The organism is Kaistella pullorum (assembly GCF_014837035.1).
Lineage (GTDB): Bacteria > Bacteroidota > Bacteroidia > Flavobacteriales > Weeksellaceae > Kaistella > Kaistella rhinocerotis.
In genome coordinates, this window is sequence record NZ_JACSPS010000001.1 from 433423 (window position 1) to 452487 (window position 19065).

Below are 19065 nucleotides of genomic sequence, written 5' to 3' on the forward strand. Positions count from 1 at the left end.
GGGGGCTGACACTGAGGGATATCAGTATGCGGATTTGCGCAAGACTATTGGAGAAAAAAATAAGAATTCTATACGAAAATTGAGCGTCTGTAGATTGGCGTCTATTTCCGCCCTCCGTTCCCGCTTTTTTTGCTGCGCTGCGCTGTGCAAAAAAGAGCTCCACTCAGGTCGGGACGCGGACTTTTTCTACTATCAAAGGACGTTTATTGAAATTGGGTAAGTGAAGATAATATATAAAGTCAATATATATTGAATAAAAATCAAGTCGCATATTTAAAGATAAAACGCCACACCCCTAAAAAATTTCATTTTTTATTTGTAAAAACCAACTTTTTTGTACATTTACCCCCAATAAAAACACAACCAATGTCATATTTAAGATTCAAAGCATTAGAAACCCTCTCTTTTAAGAATTTCAGACAGGATAATGCCGTTACGGTTCCTGCAAAACTTTCCGAACTTTTCTGCACAAATGTTTTTTCTGAAGAAACAATGCGCGAATACCTGACCAAAGAAGCGTTCGGATCCATAATGGACGCTATTAAAAAAGGCGTTAAGATTCCACGTCACATCGCAGATCAGGTTGCAGTAGCCATGAAAGACTGGGCCCTCTCCAAAGGTGCAACGCATTATACACATTGGTTTCAGCCATTGACAGGCTCTACTGCTGAAAAACATGATTCATTTTTCACTCCGATCGAAGGTGGCGGCGGCCGTGCAATTGAACGATTCTCCGGCAGCATGCTGATACAGCAGGAGCCTGATGCATCTTCATTTCCGAACGGCGGCATCAGAAACACTTTCGAGGCCCGCGGATATACGGCCTGGGACCCAACGTCTCCTGCGTTTATCATGGGCACCACGCTTTGCATTCCATCAATCTTCATCTCCTACACCGGCGAAACTTTAGATTATAAAGCACCGCTTCTCCGCGCGTTAAACGCCGTAGACGAGGCCGCAACCGAAGTTTGCCGCGCCTATTTCGACAAAAACGTAACGAAGGTTACTCCTACATTGGGCTGGGAGCAGGAATATTTCCTAGTAGATTCAGCGCTCTACCAGTCGCGCCCCGATCTCGTGATCACAGGAAAAACTTTGCTGGGACATTCTCCCGCGAAAGGTCAGCAGCTCGACGACCATTATTTCGGCTCGATCCCGACACGCGTGATGAACTTCATGAAAGAACTTGAAATTGAGTCGATGAAACTCGGCATTCCGGTGACTACAAGACATAATGAAGTTGCGCCGAACCAGTTTGAGCTTGCACCGATGTTCGAGGAAGCAAACGTCGCGGTGGATCACAATTCACTTTTGATGGATATCATGGCGCGTGTTGCCCACAAACATCATTTCCACATCCTTTTCCACGAAAAACCATTTGCGGGCGTGAACGGAAGCGGAAAACACAACAACTGGAGCCTTGCTACCGATACCGGCGAAAATCTATTAAGCCCCGGAAAAAACCCAAAGAAAAATCTGCAGTTCCTCACATTTTTCGTGAATACACTTAAAGCAGTACACGATTATGCTGACCTGTTGCGCGCAAGTATCGCCTCAGCAAGCAACGATCACCGTTTGGGAGCAAATGAAGCGCCGCCGGCAATCATTTCCGCCTTTATCGGAACTCAGTTATTCAGCGTGCTGGAAGAACTCGAAAAAGTTACTGATGGAAAGCTCTCGCCTGAAGAGAAAACCGAACTCAAATTAAACGTTGTCGGAAAGATCCCGGTGATTCTGCTTGACAATACAGACCGTAACCGAACTTCACCGTTTGCATTTACCGGAAATAAGTTTGAAATCCGCGCGGTAGGCTCGTCTGCTAACTGTGCTGAGGTGATGACCGTGATGAACTCTATTATGGCGAAGCAACTTCAAACATTTAAAAAAGAAGTTGACGCTCTTATATATAAGGACGGCCTCAAAAAAGACGAAGCAATCTTCAACATCCTGCGTGAATATATTAAGGACTCAAAAAATATCATGTTTGAGGGCGACGGATATTCTGAAGATTGGGCGGAAGAAGCAAAAAAACGCGGTCTCAACAACCTGAAAACTACCCCGGAAGCACTTGAAAGAGAACTCGACGCGAAATTTGTTGAGCTTTACGAAGATTTGGGAATCTATACACACCGTGAGATTGAAGCCCGAAACGAAGTGAAACTTGAGAAGTATGGATCTGTGATCGCTATCGAAGCAACCGTTCTTGCAGATATCACACGAAACCACATTATACCTTGTGCGCTGAATTACCAAAACCGCCTGATCGAAAATGTAAAAGGCTTGAAGGAAATCTTTGGTGAAAGTGAGTTTAAGAATTTTGCAAAAGAGCAAATAAGCATGATCTCGCAGATTTCGGAATACGTGTCTGTACTGAAGATTGAAAGCGAAAACCTGTTGGAGGCAATCGCAAAGGCAAAGGAAAAATCTTCGTCGCAGGAAGTGGCATTTGCGTTTCGCGATGATGTATTGCCATACTTCGAAGTACTGCGCAGCGCCTCAGATGCTTTGGAAATGATCGTCGATGACGAACTTTGGCCGCTCACAAAATACCGGGAATTGCTTTTTACAAGATAAATATAATGAACCTCAGCCATTTAGCTGAGGTTTGTCATATTTCAGAGCCAGATAGACATGCAAAATAATTCCAATAGACATTATAAATGTTAACAAGTCTTAAAGAAATTAAAAAAGCAACCCCTTGAATAAAGGGATTGCAGTTTCTTTTCCTTTAACATTCCAAAAAATAATGTTAAATAGTGTTAAAACACCTTTGCGGCCCTGGGTGTTTTAACCCGCGCATTGGCCATAATACCTAATTTTGCTTTGCATTTCAAACGAAGTATTAAGTATTAACACAGAAAATCAAATATATATGAAGAGAAGAGTTCTGTCTTACGTATTAGCTATTACCGCTGCTTTTTCATTGCAGTCATGCGTTTCTAACTACGTAGTCTCAGCCCCTGCTACATATAATAAGGAATACAAATCAGATGCCAAACTTGCATCAATCGACCAAAAGAAACTGGAAGTTGCAAAAGCACAACTTCTTACCAATTTCCAGGACGAGAAGCTTGCAGCGGCAAAAACAATGGAAGCTACGATCCGAAAAGATGAGATCGCCAAAACGCTTCATTTCACCAAAAAAATCGATGATATCTTAGCCGAAGCAGAAACTTACCTGGGAACTCCGTACAAATATGGCGGTATGACCCGCAATGGGATTGACTGTTCTGCATTCGTACTTTCAGTTTTCGGTGCAGCGACTGGTATGACGCTTCCACGTGTTGCAGCATCACAAGCGCAGCAGGGCGAAAAAGTAGAAAAGCAAGACCTTCAGAAAGGTGATTTGGTATTTTTCTCACAAGGCCGCGGACGCATCTCGCACGTAGGAATTGTAGAGGATGTAACAAGTGAGGGACAGGTGAAATTCATCCATGCTGCCACTTCTAAGGGTGTTATGGTTTCCAGTCTTAATGATTCTTATTGGGGACCGAAATTCAGATTTGCAAAAAGAGTATTGACTATCGATACATTTCAAAATAACTTTGCCAACAACTAAACAGATTATTTGATCTGTAAAAAACCACCTTTCCCGAAGGTGGTTTTTTTTGGGCGAATTTTTGGACTCAATATTTTGAAGCAAACGTTTCCGCATTGGTGCATTGGTCCGTGTAAATGATACCGATCTGCGGCCGCGATTGCAGCGGAAATCCTTTTGTGCTGAGCGAAGCGAAGACCAAAAGATTGCAGCGGAAAGCGCGAAATGTCCGCCCAAAATAAATACTTAACGTTAGACCAGACTGTTTCGGTCCGCGTAGTTGAGCTTGAAGAAGATGAATGTCATGATAGAAAATGCGAGGAAGGAGCTTCCGCCATAGCTGAAATACGGCAGCGGAATCCCTACAGTCGGGAAAAGCCCCATCACCATGCCCAGATTGATCGTGAAATGCATAAGCAGGATCGAGGCAAAGCTATAGCCGAAAACACGGTTAAATATGGTTTTCTGACGTTCTGCGAGATAGTAAATCCGCCCGATAAACAGTGCGTAGAAAATGACGAGCACGGAGGCGCCGAAAAAGCCCCACTCTTCGCCGACGGTACAAAAAATATAGTCGGTTTCCTGTTCGGGAACGAATTTACCGCGCGTTACCGAGCCTTCCATATAGCCTTTGCCGAAAAAGCCGCCGGATCCAATCGCGGTTTTTGAATACAGCAGGTTGTAACCAGAAGTATCGCGGAATGCTTTCTCGCCTTTGTACAGAACTTCGATACGTTCACGCTGGTGTTTCGGAAGTTTTTCCAAAATCGTGGGTGCGCTGTAGGAAAGCCCTGATAAAAGGAGAAAAATTCCGACAAATGAAGATACCGAGATCACATTCCAGTGGATTGTCTGGCGGTTGATAAACAGCACAAAACCTAAAATGAGCGCAATGGCCCCGATTACATAAAGCGGATTAACCGCCAATGCCACGAGAAACACAGCTGCGATAATCCCACCAGTACCAAAGAGCCAACCGCTGAGTCCTTCCCGGTATAATGCAATGAAAAACGCGGTGAAAACTAGCAACGATCCAACGTCGGGGATCGCGAGGACCACTACAGCAGGAACAGCAATGATTGCGACTACACTCCAGAGCGACTTTTTTCGCTGTATGTCGAAATCTCCTGCTGAAACATAATTAGCAAGCATCAGTGCGATACCTATTTTGGCAAATTCAACCGGCTGCATGGTGAAACCGCCGAATTTGTACCAGTTTTTCTGGCCTAATATCTCTGTTCCGAACGGAAAAAGGCCAATTAAAAGCAATAATCCTGAAAAATAAAAGATCCCTGAAAAATTTTCAAAGAATTTGGTTCTCATCGCAAAGATGACCAGCCCCACCACTACAGAAATACCGAAAAACATCAGTTGTTTTCTGCCCAAACCTGCGTCCACGCTATAGATATTGGCAACTGCAAAAAGCGAGATCGCCAAATAGAGAAATATGCTCAGTTTATCAAGCCCTTCTGCCCATTTCATTTGCGTGAAATTTTTGAATTAACTTTTCGCTGAATGGAGTCTTTTCTTAGGATCAGCTTGGTGCGCAGAGCGCCGTTGCCAATAATCTTCAGGCTGTCATTAATATTTTCGAGCATCGAAGAGTCTTTATCGGGCTCTCGGTAAAGTCCTTTCCTTTTAAGCTCAGAAACCCATTGGCGTCTGTATTCAGGCATAAAGCTGGCGCCGGTGAGCTTTTTATAAAGATGCTCCCTTTTCACGTCGCCGGTAAGGTACTTTTCAGCGATTACCGCCGCAGCCGGGCCGGCCCACGTTCCACCAAAGCCTGCATGTTCCATTACGGCTGCAATCACAATTTTCGGATTTTCTGCCGGTGCCGCGAGAACAAATATGGAATTATCTTTTCCCTGAGGAACCTGCGCAGTACCAGTTTTCGCCAGCATCGTAAAGTCTTTTGATTTCAGACTTCGCGCGGTGCCGGCGTTTACTACCGCTTCCATACCTTTTATGATAGGCTCAAAATGCTTTGGGTCAACAAGCGTTTTGTGTTTTACTTTAAATCTAGGATCAGGATTTGGTCTTCCGTCAATGGCCTTCACGATGTGCGGTGTAAAGTACCAGCCGCGGTTTACAATCGCCGCCGTAGCATTGGCCATCTGAAGCGGAGTAAGAAGAACGTCACCCTGACCCATACCATTAAAGATAGAACCATTCATCGTGTATGCAGAACTCCAGTCTTTCTTGCCGCTTCTTTTCTCATAAAAGGCGCCACTTGGAATCCTTCCCCGCGCGCCTACCGCCAAATCATTATTTAGGAATTCGCCCAGTCCAAAGCTGCTCATTATTTCTTTCCATTCATCCACACCTTTGCTTGGATTGCCGGGATATTTGTTCATAATGGAAATGAAAGCGTACGAAAAATGGCAGTTACTCGACACCTGAATGGCCGGTATCAGCGGATCTGCACCGCCATGACCTTTCACCCGAAGCCCACGGTAGTTAAAACCGCCACCGCACGGGTAAATCGTGTTTTCATCCATCACACCCATCTGCATCGCGGCTGCGGCAGTGAGCAGTTTAAATGTTGAGCCGGGCGGATAGGCCGCCTGTATAGAGCGGTCGAAAGTTGGCCGGTTGTTGTAAATGGTATCCATCTGCAACCGGTAGAGATTTTTGGACTTATCGGGGCCGGTGAACAGGTTCGGGTCAATATCCGGACCGGTAGCCAGCACCAGTATTTCGCCGTTTGCAGGATCAAGTGCGACAATCGCACCCTGTTTGTTGACCAGCATTTCTTCTGCCATGCGCTGAAGATCGTAATCAATGGTCAGTGTGACGTCTCTTCCGGTAACCACATCTTTATCCAATGCTCCGTTCTTATATGAGCCGATGCTTCTTAAACGAATGTCTTTCTGAATATATTGGATGCCTTTCTCGCCGCGCAGAACCTTCTCATAAGACTTTTCTACGCCCGATTTTCCGATAAAATCACCCGGAAGATAATACAGCGAATCTTTCTTGATGTCGCGCTCATTCACTTCATTCGTGTAGCCCAGCAGATTCCCAGATGTCGACACTTCGTACTGACGCTGGGGACGGGATACGATGCTGAACGCAGGATATTTGAATATGATTTCCTGAATGCGTGCTATTTCTTCGCGGGTCAGGTTTTTCATAAAGGTCATCGGCGTGAGCTTCGAATAGTACTTTTCATTTTTTATTTCATCGATTCTCTTAATGAAATCCTGTTTGCTGATGTTGACCAGATTACAAAATCCGATGGTATCAAAATCCGGCCGAATTAGCGCTTCGGTAAACGAAATTTCGTACGCAGGCTGGTTTCCGACCAGGATTCGACCGTTGCGGTCGAAAATGACGCCGCGTTGCGGAATGATGTATTCGGTTTTAATTGAGGTATTCGCAGCATTGAGCGCGTAGCGGTCAGTGAACAGCTGCAAATAGGCGAGCCGCGCAATGAAGATCAGCGCCAGACCAGCCAGTATGAATGTGATTTTTAAATATTGTGACTTCAAACTTTCTGTTTGATTTTAAATGCAATTGCATACATCAGGATAAATATAAACGAAATGGCAGTGGTAGCCAAAACATTCAGAAAAATCTCAAAGAAACGGCTCAGCTTGAAAAACTCAGTGTACTGGACGAGAAGCTGATGCAGAAAAATGCTTGCCAAAATAAAAAACAGATATTGCGACCATTGCAAAGACTGAAACGAGAAAAAATCTGTAGATGTATCTGTGGATGTGCGGAAAATAAGCGTCCGGAAATAGGCTATCGCTGTCGTTGCAAACGCATTGATCCCCCATGTGTAAAGAAACGCATCAATCCCCAAACCCAACAAAAAACTGAGCGCCAGAAACTGAAACCTGTTTCGGAAAAACGGATAAAACATCACGAACACAGGATAGAGCACCGGTGTGAACTTTCCGAGAACCGTAATCCTGTTCAGCACGAAAATTTGCAGTGCAATCAGCACCGCAATCATCAGAATATCGGTAAAAAATGTCCTGCTAATCATTTCTCGCGGTTTATGGTTGCCTGCAGCGTATCCTGAATTCTTTTCACTTCCGCCTTCTTAAGATGTTTTACGACGTACACTTTGCTCAGATTTCCCATTTTTTCAGTCAGTTCAACCGAAACATCCCAGAAGCCGGTTTTGCTGTCAACTTCATAACCTGCGACTTTTCCAATCATGATTCCCTGGGGGAAAATAGCCGATTTACCATCGGTGATCACCGTGTCTCCCACCTGAAGCGGCACATATTTCGGGATATCCGAAAGGTGCATCGTGCGAGAATCTTCGCCGCGCCACGTCAGTGTACCAAAATAGCCTGATTTTTTCAGCGCTGCGTTTATCTTGATCTTATTTAAACTTAAAACCGACTGCGCAAGCGAGTAGGAATTGGTAGAATTAATAACAATTCCGGCGATTCCGTTCGGCGCCATCACACCCATCTGAGGATGTACGCCGTCTCTTTTTCCGCGGTTTATAGTGAAATAATTGTCTTTCCTGTTAATGCTGTTAAAGATAATGTCGCCATCTACAAAGGTGTAGATCTGTCCGCCGCCAATGGTATCGTGCACTTTTCGGAACTGCGGGATCTCAGTCACATTTTTGCCGTAAACCTGCTCCATCAGCATTTTGTTCTGCGCAACGAGCTGTTCATTGATTTGCTTAAGCTTTAAATAAGAAGCACCTTCATCAATATACCCCGAAACCCACGAGTTGAATGCCGCCGTCTGCCCCGCTATCCAGGATTGCTGCATGGAGTTCCGGCTGAATATCAGCACCACCGCGATAAGCTGCAAAAATGTAAAGAAGACGAACAAGCCGTTCTTCGAAAATAAGCGCAGCAAAAATCCCATCGATTAAATTTCGTGAAAAGTTAGAAGAAAAATTATTTAATAAGGAAATTGAACTTGTCCATGTTTTTCAGTGCGATTCCTGTACCACGTACTACCGCACGTAAAGGATCTTCGGCCACAAAGACAGGAAGTCCTGTTTTCTTATGAAGCCTGTCTGCAAGTCCGCGAAGCAATGCACCACCACCCGCTAAATAAATTCCGGTTTTGTAAATATCCGCGGCCAATTCCGGCGGAGTAAGCGAAAGTGTTTCCATCACTGCGTCTTCTATCCTGATAATGGATTTATCAAGTGCACGCGCAATTTCTTTATAGTTCACCATAATCTCTTTCGGCTTTCCAGTGATCAGGTCACGGCCCTGTACCGGGATATCTTCCAAATCCAAATCAAGGTCTTCAACCGCTGAACCTACTTCAATCTTCACACGCTCGGCTGTTCTTTCACCGATGTAAAGATTGTGGTGTGTACGGAGATAATAGGCAATATCATTGGTGAAAACGTCACCGGCAATCTTCACAGATTTGTCGCAAACGATACCTCCAAGCGCCACAACAGCGATTTCGGTTGTTCCTCCGCCTATGTCGATGATCATGTTCCCTTCGGGTTTCTGTACGTCAATCCCTACACCTATCGCCGCAGCCATCGGTTCATAGATCAAGCGCACTTCCTTCGCGTTCACCTTTTGGGCAGAATCGCGCACGGCGCGTTTTTCTACCTCGGTAATTCCGGAAGGTATACAAATTACGATTTTGAGGGTCGGCTGAAACAGTTTTCCTTTAATTCCCGGAATTTGTTTGATAAATTCCTTGATCATGTGCTCCGATGCATGAAAATCAGCGATCACACCGTCTTTCAGCGGGCGGATAGTTTTGATATCCTCATGCGTTTTTCCCTGCATATGCTTCGCCTTCTCACCCACTGCGATAGGTTTGCCGCTGGAGCGCTCAATCGCCACTATTGATGGCTGATCGATTACGATCTTGTTGTTATGTATAATCAGCGTGTTAGCTGTACCAAGATCAATCGCAATATCCTGCGTAAACATATCAAATAGACCCATTTTTTCTGTGATTTTTTTAAAGTGTACAAAGATATAAAAATACCCGCGTTCCGGAAATTGCGCGCATTTTATTTTGGTTAAAGTTATATTAAAATTGTCCGGTTTAACTTATAAACTTTTTTGTGAACTAAATATTTCCCACCTCCCGGAATTTTACACCATATTCTTTGCAAAAGTCCTCTTTTAGTGACGATGCTTCAGCCTGTAACTTTCGCCAATTCAATTTAAAGTCTTAAATTTGCGCTTGCTTTATGAACCAAGATCCGAACATTCACAAAACCGCCAATTTTGCCGTCCTCAGCGTAAGTTTCGAGAAAGCTGATGCGGCTACGCGTGGTAAGTTTTCGTTCTTCGATGACCACATCAAGGAGTTCGTGAGCAATCTGCACGCGCTGAACCTCGGCGATGCCTTCGTAGTTTCCACCTGCAACCGTACGGAGATCTATACTACATCTACCAATTATCTGCTTGTAGCGGAACTTTACTGCAAAACGATCGGGGTAAGCCTTTCAGAATTCATGAAGCATGTGAATATCCTCAAGCATGAAGAAGCGCTGAACCACCTTTTCCGCGTAGCAGCGGGCTTGGAAAGTCAGATCATCGGTGATTTTGAGATCATAGGGCAAATTAAGAATGCGTATCACCGCTTTAAAAAAGAAAGGAAAAACGCAAACCCATTTCTTGAACGTGCTATAAATTCAGCAATACAGATTTCAAAAAGAATTAAGAATGAAACCGGAATTTCTACCGGTGCCGCATCCGTTTCCTACGCGGCAGTTCATTATATCCTAAAGAACCAACCACAGATTTCAGACAAAAACATTTTGCTGCTCGGCGTGGGCGAAATTGGTCAGAATACTGTGGAGAATCTCGTAAAACACGTGTATAAACCGCGTGTGAAGGTCGCAAACCGAAGCGCTGACAAGGCGGAGAAAATAGCAGAAAAATACAAGATACCTCATATTGAGTTCGGACAGTTGCAAACAGAGCTCAGCCAGACTGATATTCTCATTGTGGCGACTGGTGCGCAGCATCCCATCATCAATAAAACGCATTTCCCCAACGGTAAAGAAACATTGGTGATCGACCTTTCGATCCCGAATAATGTAGAAAAAGACATCACCGAAAATCCAAATGTAAAACTGGTAGATGTAGACAGCCTTTCCAAGCAGATCAATGAAACGATGGAGACTCGCCAAAAGGAGATTCCAAAAGCCGAAGAAATCATCCGTGAAATGACCAAAGACTTTCTGGAATGGGAAAAGAAGCGTAAAATGGCGCCCAATATCCATCATTTTAAAGCCGTCCTGAAAAATATGGAACGGAACGAGATGCACAACATTCACAAAAAACATAAATATGTAGATGTGAATGACATGCACCTGTCTAATAAAATGATTCAGAAAATCACGAACCGTTTTGCCAAATATATAATCGACAATCCGTGGAAAGCAGAGGAAGTCAGCAGATTAATGCACGAGATTTTAGTTGAACAGCCTAATAACGAATTCAATGAAAAGCATTAAGATCGGCACGCGCAACTCGCCGCTAGCCCTATGGCAGGCACGCGAAGTAGCCAGACACCTTCAGAATAAAAATTACACAACAGATATCACCCCAATCGTTTCCACCGGCGACAAAAATCTTACACAGCCGCTTTACAGTCTTGGGATTACCGGTGTCTTCACGCGCGATCTGGATATTGCACTGCTTAATAATCAGGTTGACGTTGCAGTACATTCGCTGAAAGATATCCCGACAAACCTGCCCGAAAACATTGAAATTATCGCGGTTCTCGAAAGAGATTATCCACAGGATGTTTTGGTTCGAAAAAAAGATTCGGCTACGCTGGACCTGCACATGCTGAAAGTAGCGACGAGCAGTCTGCGCCGCCGTGCATTTTGGCTTAAAGAATTTCCGGAAACTGAATTTGCTGACATTCGCGGTAATGTTCAGACTCGTCTGAACAAACTCGAGGAGAATGATTTTGATGCGACGATGTTTTCTCTTGCGGCCATTGAAAGAATGGGCTTAAAGGTTGATTATGAACATCTTCCGATGATGATATCGGCACCTGCACAGGGCGTCGTGGCAATCTGCGGACGTGCGGACGATCTGGAAACCAAAGAATTATTCCGCGATGTAGACCATCGCGAAACCAGGATCTGTGTAAATATTGAAAGAAGTTTCCTAAATACACTTGAAGGAGGCTGCACAGCGCCAATCGGTGCGTTCGCTGAAATAAATGACCACAATGAAATCCGTTTTATAGGCCGGATTTGCTCGCTTGACGGACAAAACTGTATTGAAACCGATGAAATCTTCGAATGGAATGAAAATGAAGATTTTGGTAAAGTGATGGCACAAAAAATCCTGGATAACGGCGGACGTGAACTGATGCAAGAAATAAAAAGCGCATTAAAATAGAACTGATGCGGATACTTTTCACAAAGAACTTTAATAAAATGATGATTTCCAAGAAATTAGGGAGTCATTTTTCTTATGATTTTGTAGAAGTGATCAAAATAGTTCCGATGCAGGTTGAACCGTTTGACCTCAAAAATAAATCGCTGATTTTCACAAGTGTAAATGCGGTGAAGAGCTTCTTCGAAAACGGCTTCAGGCCAGACGAAAATTTCACCAGCCGGAATTTCAATAAAATTTACACTGTAGGCATGACCACCAAGAAAGAACTGCGGAAATATGGTTTCGGAACCTTCAAAGTAACCCGGCACGCGAAGGAACTTTCAGAATTCATTATAGAAAACAGTTCGAAGGAAAATTTTCTGCATTTCTGCGGAAACCTGGCCCTGGATGTTTTAAATAAAACCCTGCCGCTGCAGAACATCTCTTACCGAAAGATTCCGGTCTACGAAACCGTACTGCTTTACCCAAAAGTCACGGGCACTTATGATGCGGTTTGCTTTTTTAGCCCGAGCGGAGTTCGTAGTTTTGCAAAGTTTAATTCTTTGAATAATATTAAGATATATTCCATTGGTGAAACTACCGAAAAGGAAATAAAGAAATTCACGAAAAACCCGATTATCACAAGTAAGGAAAGCACTATGGAGGATCTGTTGCGTCTCATCGCCAGACCCGAATAGCAGCTAAGTTAAAATAAAAGATATGATTAAAAATGACCTGTATATAAAGGCGTTGAAAGGCGAAACCGTAGAAAGGCCGCCGGTATGGATGATGAGACAGGCTGGCAGATTCCTGCCAGAATTCCGTGCCATGCGCGATGAGTATGATTTTTTCACGCGCTGCCGCACACCGGAACTTGCCGCTGAAATCACCATGATGCCAATCCGCAGATATCCGCTGGATGCCGCTATACTTTTTTCAGACATCCTGGTAGTTCCGCAGGCGATGGGCATCGACTTCGAAATGAGGGAAGGTGTAGGTCCGTGGCTTGAGACGCCGATCCGCACATTGGAGCAGGTTCAGGAAATTGAAGTGCCGAATGTGGATGATACTTTGGGTTATGTTTTCGATGCTATTGAACTTACGCTGCACAAACTCGACAAGCAGATTCCACTGATCGGGTTCGCGGGTTCACCGTGGACAATTTTGTGCTATTGCGTGGAAGGGAAAGGTTCTAAAGCATTTGACGTTGCTAAGAAATTCTGTTTTGAAAATCCGGAGGCTGTGCATTTGCTGTTGCAAAAAATTACAGATACTACGATCGCTTATCTTAAAAGAAAAATAGAAAAAGGCGTTTCTGCCGTTCAGGTGTTCGACTCGTGGGGCGGTATGTTGTCGCCTTATGACTATCAGGAGTTCTCGTGGCCGTATATCAACCAAATAGTGGAAGCTTTAAGTCCACTTACGCATGTGGTGGTTTTTGGTAAAGGGTGCTGGTTCGCGCTGGAGGAAATGAGTTTGTCTAAATCTTCCGCGCTTGGCGTCGACTGGACGATCCGTCCGGAAATTGCGCGAAAGCTCGTGGGCGAAAACATGACGCTGCAGGGTAATTTTGATCCTTCAAGGCTGTATTCTTCGCCGGAAACCATCAAAAAAATGGTCACCGAAATGATTGACCGATTCGGAAAAGACCGATACATCGTGAATTTGGGCCACGGCATTTTGCCAAATATTCCGCTTGAAAACGCCGAAGCTTTTATCCGCGCGGTAGTAGACTGGAAGCCGAATTAGATTTTGACAGATTTTTAGACTTAAAAGAAACGCGCAGGCGTTTCTTTTTTTTGGTTTTAAGTCTCATAGTAGCGCAGTTCCTCATCGTCGTCAGGCAGTCGGACGGTTTTTACAAATTTCAAACCGAGTTTTTCAATCAGTTTTTGTGAGCGGAAATTTCCGTGTGTTGTGATTGCTGAAATTTTCTTTAAACCAAATTCTGAAAAAGCGGCATCAAAAATCCTTTGCGCAGCCTCAAAAGCACAGCCGCCGCCTTCAAACTCGGGTAAAAGCGCAAAACCAATATCATGAGCATCGAGACCTTCCCGGCCGAAAACGCCCACAGTTCCGAGTTTTTCGCCGTCAGTTTTTCTGATGATAACATAATTTCCAAAACCAAACTGTTCAATGTGAGGGTGAAACTTTTCTTTAATATACCGTTCCGCATCCTCAACCGAACGGATATTTTTATCTCCGATAAACTCGATGAATTTCGGCTCATTGTAAAGTCTGAAGATCAGTTCAGCATCATCGGTGGAAACAGGCGTGAGCGTCAGTCGCTCCGTTTCGAAAGCTTTAGGTTTCATACGCGTCGTTTGGGTATTTAAAATTAACTAAATAGCGGCATAAAAATGGTTTGCTACAAGAAAAATATCGCATCAAGATGGCATTAAACCCAGAAATAATCGGATTTGTGGCCGGAGGGCTTTCCTCGGCGCTGTTTATACCTCAAATCATAAAAATTATCAAAGAAAAATCTGCAGAAGAAATCTCACTTGTCACCTGCATCATCGGTGTGGTAAGTTCCGCGCTGTGGCTTTGGTACGGGATTTTGCAGGATCACATCTCCATGATGGTGACAAACAGCATCGCCGTGGCCGCAACTACAATCCTTATTTTCTGTAAATTTATTTATGACCGTCAAATGCCTTAAATTTGTTAAATCAGACATTAAATAAAAGATAATCTATGCTTGAAGATAAAGCACACAAATACGAAACAGCCGTTCTAGTCGGGCTTATCACGCAACACCAGGACGAGGAAAAGCTCGTGGAATATATGGACGAGCTTGAATTTTTGGCAGATACCGCAGGCGCGACGGTGATCAAACGTTTCACACAAAAACTCACTCAGCCGGACCCGAAAACCTTCATCGGCAGCGGTAAGGCGCAGGAAATCCGCGATTATGTGAAAGAAAATGAAGTCGGAACAGTAATTTTCGATGACGAACTTTCACCGTCCCAACTTAAAAACCTCGAAAGAGAAATTGAGGTAAAAATCCTCGACCGCACCAATTTGATCCTCGATATTTTTGCGCAGCGTGCACAGACTTCTTATGCGCGGACACAAGTCGAACTTGCTCAATATCAATACCTTCTACCTCGCCTTACGCGAATGTGGACCCACCTTGAAAGACAGAAAGGGGGTATCGGGATGCGTGGTCCGGGTGAAACGGAGATCGAAACTGACCGACGGATCATCCGCGACAGGATTTCCCTGCTAAAAGAAAAACTGAAAACTATCGACCGCCAGATGGCAACGCAGCGCAACAACCGCGGAAAAGTGGTTCGGGCGGCGTTGGTGGGTTACACCAACGTGGGAAAATCGACGTTGATGAACGCTATTTCAAAGTCCGAAGTTTTTGCAGAGAATAAACTTTTCGCCACACTTGACACAACAGTAAGAAAGGTGGTCATCGGCAATTTGCCGTTTCTGCTTACCGACACTGTTGGATTTATCAGAAAACTCCCAACGCAGCTTGTAGAGAGTTTCAAATCAACTTTGGATGAAGTTCGCGAGGCCGATCTACTGATTCACGTGGTGGATATTTCGCATGAAAGTTTCGAAGACCACATCGATTCTGTAAATCAGATTTTAATGGAAATAAATGCGCACCAGAAACCGATGGTGATGGTTTTCAATAAAATAGATGATTTCAGCTATGAAAAAAAGGAAGAAGACGATCTCACACCCGAAACCCGCAAAAATATTTCGCTGTCTGAATGGCAAAAAACGTGGATGTCAAAATCTAAATATCCAACGGTGTTCATTTCCGCTTTGACGAAGGAAAACTTCCCCGAAATGAAGAAACTGATTTACGATGAAGTATTAAAAATTCATATTTCAAGGTTCCCGTACAATGATTTCCTTTTCGAATATTTCGAGGACGAAACAACATAAATAACACCTTTAGAATGAAAGAATTGTTTGTTTTTTCAATGATTTTCTGTGCTTCGGTTGTTTTCGGCCAGGTTAATATCGACGAAATTAAAAAAAACGTAACCGAAAATCCAAAGGAATTTTATTACCAAAATCTCGACACGTTTAAAACAAATCCGTCAACCCTATCTCAGGAACAGTTGAATTATATTTATTATGGCAATAATTATGTGGATTATGGTTTCGACAGAGGTGATTTTAATAAAAAACTGAGTGAAGTCTCAAAATTTGCAGGAAGAAAACTTTCAAAAAAGCTTTCGGGTGAAGTTTTAACTAAAGCTTTATCTCTTTATCAACTTAATCCGCTCAACAAAACATTACTTAATGACTTGGCACTCCTGTACGGGTACTCCGGCGACCATGAAAAAAGGGATTTTCATTTGCTACAGTACCAATTGCTGGTTGAAACTATCGGCAAAAGCGGAACAGGACTTTTAGAAGAAACGCCAATTGTGGTAACAAGCTTCCAGGACAAATTTCTGGCACTGGAGCAGTTTTCGAAAGTTCTTGCAAGTGGAATAAGTTTTAAAACAAAACAACTCGAAGACGGATCCTGGTTAGACATTTTTAAAAACGGTCTTGACTTATATTTCATAAAAACCGTGCATCATAAAGACATGTTTAAATAATGAATACAGTTCAGGAAATAAAATCTGCGCTACAAGATCTGGCGCTGCCCGAAAAAGCTGAATTTTTCCCAAGATTCTTTAAAGCCGGAAAAGGTCAGTACGCTGAAGGCGACCAATTCATCGGCGTTACCGTTCCGGATCAAAGGAAAATTGTGAAAGAATACTGGAGTCGAATATCTTTAGAGGAAATTGCCGAACTTCTGTCTTCCAAAATCCATGAACACCGGCACAGCGCACTGCTGATGCTAGTTAGCAAATACGAAAAAACAAAATCCGAAGAGGCAAAGGAGGAAATTGTCGGTTTTTATCTTAAAAATAAACAGTTCATCAACAACTGGGATCTGGTAGATAATTCGTGTTACAAAATTCTGGGTCGGCACGCCTACGAAACAGACAACCCGGAACTTCTGTTAAAACTTGCTGAGGAGGAGAATCTTTGGAGCAAAAGAATTGCCATCGTAAGCACGATGTATTACGTAAAACGCGGTGAATTTGACCTGTTAAAGAAAATTGTGCTCAAAAATCTGCAACATCCACACGATCTGATGCACAAAGCCAACGGCTGGCTTCTCCGCGAAATGGGAAATAAAGGCGAGACCGAATTTATGGCCTTTCTGAAACTGCATTACCACGAAATGCCGCGAACCACGCTTCGTTACGCAATAGAGAAACTTTCGCCGGACCTACGTCAGGATTTTTTAAAAGGCCGCATCTGATGGAGAATGTTTTTTATATGCGGGAGATCAGCCATTATTTTCTGCATTTTATCTTTCCTTATTTCATCGCACTTTTATTTTTTAAAGATAATTGGCGAAAAGTGTACCTCATCCTACTTGCGACAATGCTTGTGGACCTTGATCATCTTTGGGCAGTTCCTATTTTTGACCCGCATCGCGGCAGTATCGGTTTCCATCTGCTGCACACGTATCCGATGCTTGCGCTGTATCTGCTCGGCGCACTGTTTCTAAAAGGGAATTACCGCATCATCTGCATTGGTTTGGTTTTACATATGGTCACAGATTTCCAGGATTTTCATCTTTGGAAATTTTAGATTTTTTAAGTCACCATATCGTGATTTTTAAATCATTTTCGTATAATTGTAAAAACCGACTTTATGAAAATAAAAAAAGCACTTCAGTGGTATATCGTCTTTCCCTTAATCGCCGCCCTATTTTATCTTGGCGGTTTTTTGTCGGATTCGGTAACTTCGAATATTATCGCAGCTGTTTTGCTTTTTGCTACCGTGCTGGCAGCAGTACACCATGCTGAAGTGGTGGCGCACCGTGTGGGTGAGCCGTATGGTACTATTATCCTCGCGATTTGTATCACGGTGCTTGAAGTAGGTCTGATCATTTCATTCATGCTTTCGGGCAGCGAAGGCGCGCTGACTTATGCACGTGACACGGTTTTTGCGGCCGTAATGCTGATTTTAAACGGAATTTTGGGCATGTGTATCTGGGTTGGAAGCCGAAAATATAAAGAACAGTTCTTTATGCGGAGTTCCGCCACAACCTATCTCGTGAGTTTGGTTGCTATTCTTGTGCTTACGCTGATTTTACCGAATTACACCTCATCTGTCAACGGACCTTTCTACAGCAAGGCCCAATTGGTTTTTGTCGCTGTGGCCTGTCTCGCGATCTATATTGCGTTCCTGATGTTCCAGACGGTTCGCCACAGGAATTATTTTATCGTGACTGAAGCAGATCAAACAACGCACGAGGCTGATCCGCCGAGCAATATGAAGACCGCGATAAGTTTGGTGCTGCTGATTATATGTCTGGCCGTTGTGATTTTTATGGCTAAAGGTTTATCGCCAGTGATCGAAGATTTTGTTGAATCCGTGGGTGCGCCACGTGCGTTGGTCGGTGTGATTATCGCAACCGTCGTATTACTTCCCGAAGGTTTCGCGGCGGTGCGTGCGGCAGCAAAAAACCAGATTCAAACGTCGATCAACCTAGGTTTGGGATCGGCGCTTGCGAGTGTAGGGCTCACGATTCCAGCGATATCGATCGTGTGTATTGTGTACGATATCCCGTTTGTTTTGGGCCTCGATCTGAAATCGATAATCTTGCTCGCACTGTCGGTATTTACCGTGATGCTTTCATTAAGCCGTGGAAAAACGAATCATCTGTACGGAACTGTACTGTTGGTCAATTTAGCGGCATACATATTCACCGTAATTTTTCCTTAAGAATAATCAGGAAAATTGATTTTGAACAGATTATCAAATACTTAAAGTCACTTAACGGCGTGCGACTTCCATCTTGTGCGCCATCAGATTGGCGATATTTGTTGCTTTATAAATAGCCAAATCCGCCATTTCTCCGGTAAAATTCTCCTCTACAGTTTCTGTCCACAACGCAAGCCAATGCGCAAAATGGTCTTTTTCGATCGGCACCTCTGCATTGATTGGAAAATGTACCGCCATGGGGTTTCCCTTGTATGAAATCTGACCAAAAAGAAGCGTTTCCCAGAATGCATACATTTTCGGAAGATGCTGGCTCCAGTCTACTTTTGCGACGTCATTAAAGAAGAAACCGATCTTTTCATCGCGCCCAACCTTATCATAGAATCTGTTCACCAGAACTTCAATATCAGCGCGGTCTTCAAGCTTTTTCATAATGCAAAATTAGCGATTTTA

Annotated in this window: 19 protein-coding genes; 12 read left to right on the forward strand and 7 right to left on the reverse strand. The window is 43.7% G+C overall.

Annotation, left to right across the window (positions count from 1 at the left end):
* Window positions 1-366: 366 nt before the first annotated feature.
* Together H9628_RS02050 and H9628_RS02055 are read left to right on the forward strand one after the other, a co-directional pair.
* Window positions 367-2574, forward strand: coding sequence for a glutamine synthetase III family protein (locus H9628_RS02050; RefSeq protein ID WP_251832451.1), 2208 nt, complete (start codon window positions 367-369; stop codon window positions 2572-2574).
* 298 nt (window positions 2575-2872) lie between these two features.
* The gene (locus H9628_RS02055; RefSeq protein WP_251832452.1) at window positions 2873-3559 is read left to right on the forward strand and encodes a C40 family peptidase; all 687 of its coding nucleotides are present in this window, start codon (window positions 2873-2875) and stop codon (window positions 3557-3559) included.
* A gap of 231 nt (window positions 3560-3790) precedes the next feature.
* On the opposite strand, the gene rodA is transcribed toward H9628_RS02055, so the two are convergent.
* Genes rodA through H9628_RS02080 form a run of 5 tightly spaced genes read right to left on the reverse strand, consistent with a single transcriptional unit; the run spans window position 3791 to window position 9441 of the window.
* The gene (rodA, locus tag H9628_RS02060; protein WP_251832453.1) at window positions 3791-5020 is read right to left on the reverse strand and encodes a rod shape-determining protein RodA; all 1230 of its coding nucleotides are present in this window, start codon (window positions 5018-5020) and stop codon (window positions 3791-3793) included.
* Complete coding sequence (locus H9628_RS02065) at window positions 5017-7032, reverse strand: penicillin-binding transpeptidase domain-containing protein (protein ID WP_251832454.1); 2016 nt, start codon at window positions 7030-7032, stop codon at window positions 5017-5019. Before H9628_RS02065 ends, rodA begins: the two co-directional genes overlap by 4 nt.
* Entirely contained in the window at window positions 7029-7535 is a 507-nt protein-coding gene (locus H9628_RS02070; RefSeq protein WP_251832455.1) for a rod shape-determining protein MreD, read from the reverse strand. Before H9628_RS02070 ends, H9628_RS02065 begins: the two co-directional genes overlap by 4 nt.
* The gene (gene mreC, locus H9628_RS02075) at window positions 7532-8383 is read right to left on the reverse strand and encodes a rod shape-determining protein MreC (RefSeq protein ID WP_251832456.1); all 852 of its coding nucleotides are present in this window, start codon (window positions 8381-8383) and stop codon (window positions 7532-7534) included. The genes H9628_RS02070 and mreC overlap by 4 nt, the downstream gene beginning before the upstream one ends.
* A gap of 32 nt (window positions 8384-8415) precedes the next feature.
* The gene (locus tag H9628_RS02080; RefSeq protein WP_251832457.1) at window positions 8416-9441 is read right to left on the reverse strand and encodes a rod shape-determining protein; all 1026 of its coding nucleotides are present in this window, start codon (window positions 9439-9441) and stop codon (window positions 8416-8418) included.
* Between the two features lie 251 nt (window positions 9442-9692).
* Here H9628_RS02080 and hemA point away from each other — a divergent pair, with 251 nt between their 5' ends.
* Genes hemA through hemE form a run of 4 tightly spaced genes read left to right on the forward strand, consistent with a single transcriptional unit; the run spans window position 9693 to window position 13596 of the window.
* Window positions 9693-10967 (forward strand): glutamyl-tRNA reductase, encoded by a 1275-nt coding sequence (hemA, locus tag H9628_RS02085; RefSeq protein WP_251832458.1) that lies wholly within the window; start codon window positions 9693-9695, stop codon window positions 10965-10967.
* Window positions 10954-11868 carry a hydroxymethylbilane synthase gene (gene hemC, locus H9628_RS02090; RefSeq protein ID WP_251832459.1) on the forward strand — a complete coding sequence of 305 codons (915 nt, stop codon included), beginning with the start codon at window positions 10954-10956 and terminating at the stop codon, window positions 11866-11868. Before hemA ends, hemC begins: the two co-directional genes overlap by 14 nt.
* Before the next feature lie 5 nt (window positions 11869-11873).
* Entirely contained in the window at window positions 11874-12545 is a 672-nt protein-coding gene (locus H9628_RS02095) for a uroporphyrinogen-III synthase (RefSeq protein WP_251832460.1), read from the forward strand.
* A 22-nt stretch (window positions 12546-12567) separates the two neighbouring features.
* Window positions 12568-13596 carry a uroporphyrinogen decarboxylase gene (gene hemE, locus H9628_RS02100; protein ID WP_251832461.1) on the forward strand — a complete coding sequence of 343 codons (1029 nt, stop codon included), beginning with the start codon at window positions 12568-12570 and terminating at the stop codon, window positions 13594-13596.
* A gap of 56 nt (window positions 13597-13652) precedes the next feature.
* On the opposite strand, the gene H9628_RS02105 is transcribed toward hemE, so the two are convergent.
* Window positions 13653-14162, reverse strand: a complete 510-nt coding sequence (locus tag H9628_RS02105; RefSeq protein WP_251832462.1) for a GNAT family N-acetyltransferase — start codon at window positions 14160-14162, stop codon at window positions 13653-13655.
* Between the two features lie 77 nt (window positions 14163-14239).
* On the opposite strand from H9628_RS02105, the gene H9628_RS02110 reads away from it, so the two are divergent.
* From H9628_RS02110 to H9628_RS02135, 6 genes are all read left to right on the forward strand, one after another.
* A complete protein-coding gene (locus H9628_RS02110) occupies window positions 14240-14509 on the forward strand; it encodes a SemiSWEET family sugar transporter (protein WP_251832463.1) in 270 nt (89 codons plus the stop codon).
* Window positions 14510-14544: 35 nt separating this feature from the next.
* Complete coding sequence (hflX, locus tag H9628_RS02115) at window positions 14545-15756, forward strand: GTPase HflX (RefSeq protein WP_251832464.1); 1212 nt, start codon at window positions 14545-14547, stop codon at window positions 15754-15756.
* A gap of 14 nt (window positions 15757-15770) precedes the next feature.
* The gene (locus H9628_RS02120; protein ID WP_251832465.1) at window positions 15771-16424 is read left to right on the forward strand and encodes a DUF4919 domain-containing protein; all 654 of its coding nucleotides are present in this window, start codon (window positions 15771-15773) and stop codon (window positions 16422-16424) included.
* Window positions 16424-17140: a DNA alkylation repair protein gene (locus H9628_RS02125; RefSeq protein ID WP_251832466.1), complete on the forward strand. Its 717-nt coding sequence runs from the start codon at window positions 16424-16426 to the stop codon at window positions 17138-17140. Before H9628_RS02120 ends, H9628_RS02125 begins: the two co-directional genes overlap by 1 nt.
* Window positions 17140-17475: a DUF6122 family protein gene (locus H9628_RS02130; protein WP_251832467.1), complete on the forward strand. Its 336-nt coding sequence runs from the start codon at window positions 17140-17142 to the stop codon at window positions 17473-17475. Before H9628_RS02125 ends, H9628_RS02130 begins: the two co-directional genes overlap by 1 nt.
* Before the next feature lie 63 nt (window positions 17476-17538).
* Window positions 17539-18615, forward strand: a complete 1077-nt coding sequence (locus tag H9628_RS02135) for a calcium:proton antiporter (RefSeq protein WP_251832468.1) — start codon at window positions 17539-17541, stop codon at window positions 18613-18615.
* A gap of 51 nt (window positions 18616-18666) precedes the next feature.
* Here the strand turns inward: H9628_RS02135 and H9628_RS02140 are convergent, their stop codons facing one another.
* Window positions 18667-19044: a group III truncated hemoglobin gene (locus H9628_RS02140; RefSeq protein ID WP_251832469.1), complete on the reverse strand. Its 378-nt coding sequence runs from the start codon at window positions 19042-19044 to the stop codon at window positions 18667-18669.
* Between the last annotated feature and the right edge of the window lie 21 nt (window positions 19045-19065).

Excerpts from the sequence above, each read along its gene's own strand:
- mreC (WP_251832456.1), bottom strand. The coding sequence starts at position 8,383 with ATGGGATTTTTGCTGCGCTTATTTTCGAAGAACGGCTTGTTCGTCTTC.
- H9628_RS02120 (WP_251832465.1), top strand. The coding sequence starts at position 15,771 with ATGAAAGAATTGTTTGTTTTTTCAATGATTTTCTGTGCTTCGGTTGTT.
- hemC (WP_251832459.1), top strand. The coding sequence starts at position 10,954 with ATGAAAAGCATTAAGATCGGCACGCGCAACTCGCCGCTAGCCCTATGG.
- rodA (WP_251832453.1), bottom strand. The coding sequence starts at position 5,020 with ATGAAATGGGCAGAAGGGCTTGATAAACTGAGCATATTTCTCTATTTG.
- H9628_RS02135 (WP_251832468.1), top strand. The coding sequence starts at position 17,539 with ATGAAAATAAAAAAAGCACTTCAGTGGTATATCGTCTTTCCCTTAATC.
- H9628_RS02125 (WP_251832466.1), top strand. The coding sequence starts at position 16,424 with ATGAATACAGTTCAGGAAATAAAATCTGCGCTACAAGATCTGGCGCTG.
- H9628_RS02130 (WP_251832467.1), top strand. The coding sequence starts at position 17,140 with ATGGAGAATGTTTTTTATATGCGGGAGATCAGCCATTATTTTCTGCAT.
- H9628_RS02055 (WP_251832452.1), top strand. The coding sequence starts at position 2,873 with ATGAAGAGAAGAGTTCTGTCTTACGTATTAGCTATTACCGCTGCTTTT.
- H9628_RS02105 (WP_251832462.1), bottom strand. The coding sequence starts at position 14,162 with ATGAAACCTAAAGCTTTCGAAACGGAGCGACTGACGCTCACGCCTGTT.
- H9628_RS02095 (WP_251832460.1), top strand. The coding sequence starts at position 11,874 with ATGCGGATACTTTTCACAAAGAACTTTAATAAAATGATGATTTCCAAG.
- H9628_RS02110 (WP_251832463.1), top strand. The coding sequence starts at position 14,240 with ATGGCATTAAACCCAGAAATAATCGGATTTGTGGCCGGAGGGCTTTCC.
- hflX (WP_251832464.1), top strand. The coding sequence starts at position 14,545 with ATGCTTGAAGATAAAGCACACAAATACGAAACAGCCGTTCTAGTCGGG.
- hemA (WP_251832458.1), top strand. The coding sequence starts at position 9,693 with ATGAACCAAGATCCGAACATTCACAAAACCGCCAATTTTGCCGTCCTC.
- hemE (WP_251832461.1), top strand. The coding sequence starts at position 12,568 with ATGATTAAAAATGACCTGTATATAAAGGCGTTGAAAGGCGAAACCGTA.
- H9628_RS02070 (WP_251832455.1), bottom strand. The coding sequence starts at position 7,535 with ATGATTAGCAGGACATTTTTTACCGATATTCTGATGATTGCGGTGCTG.
- H9628_RS02050 (WP_251832451.1), top strand. The coding sequence starts at position 367 with ATGTCATATTTAAGATTCAAAGCATTAGAAACCCTCTCTTTTAAGAAT.
- H9628_RS02140 (WP_251832469.1), bottom strand. The coding sequence starts at position 19,044 with ATGAAAAAGCTTGAAGACCGCGCTGATATTGAAGTTCTGGTGAACAGA.
- H9628_RS02080 (WP_251832457.1), bottom strand. The coding sequence starts at position 9,441 with ATGGGTCTATTTGATATGTTTACGCAGGATATTGCGATTGATCTTGGT.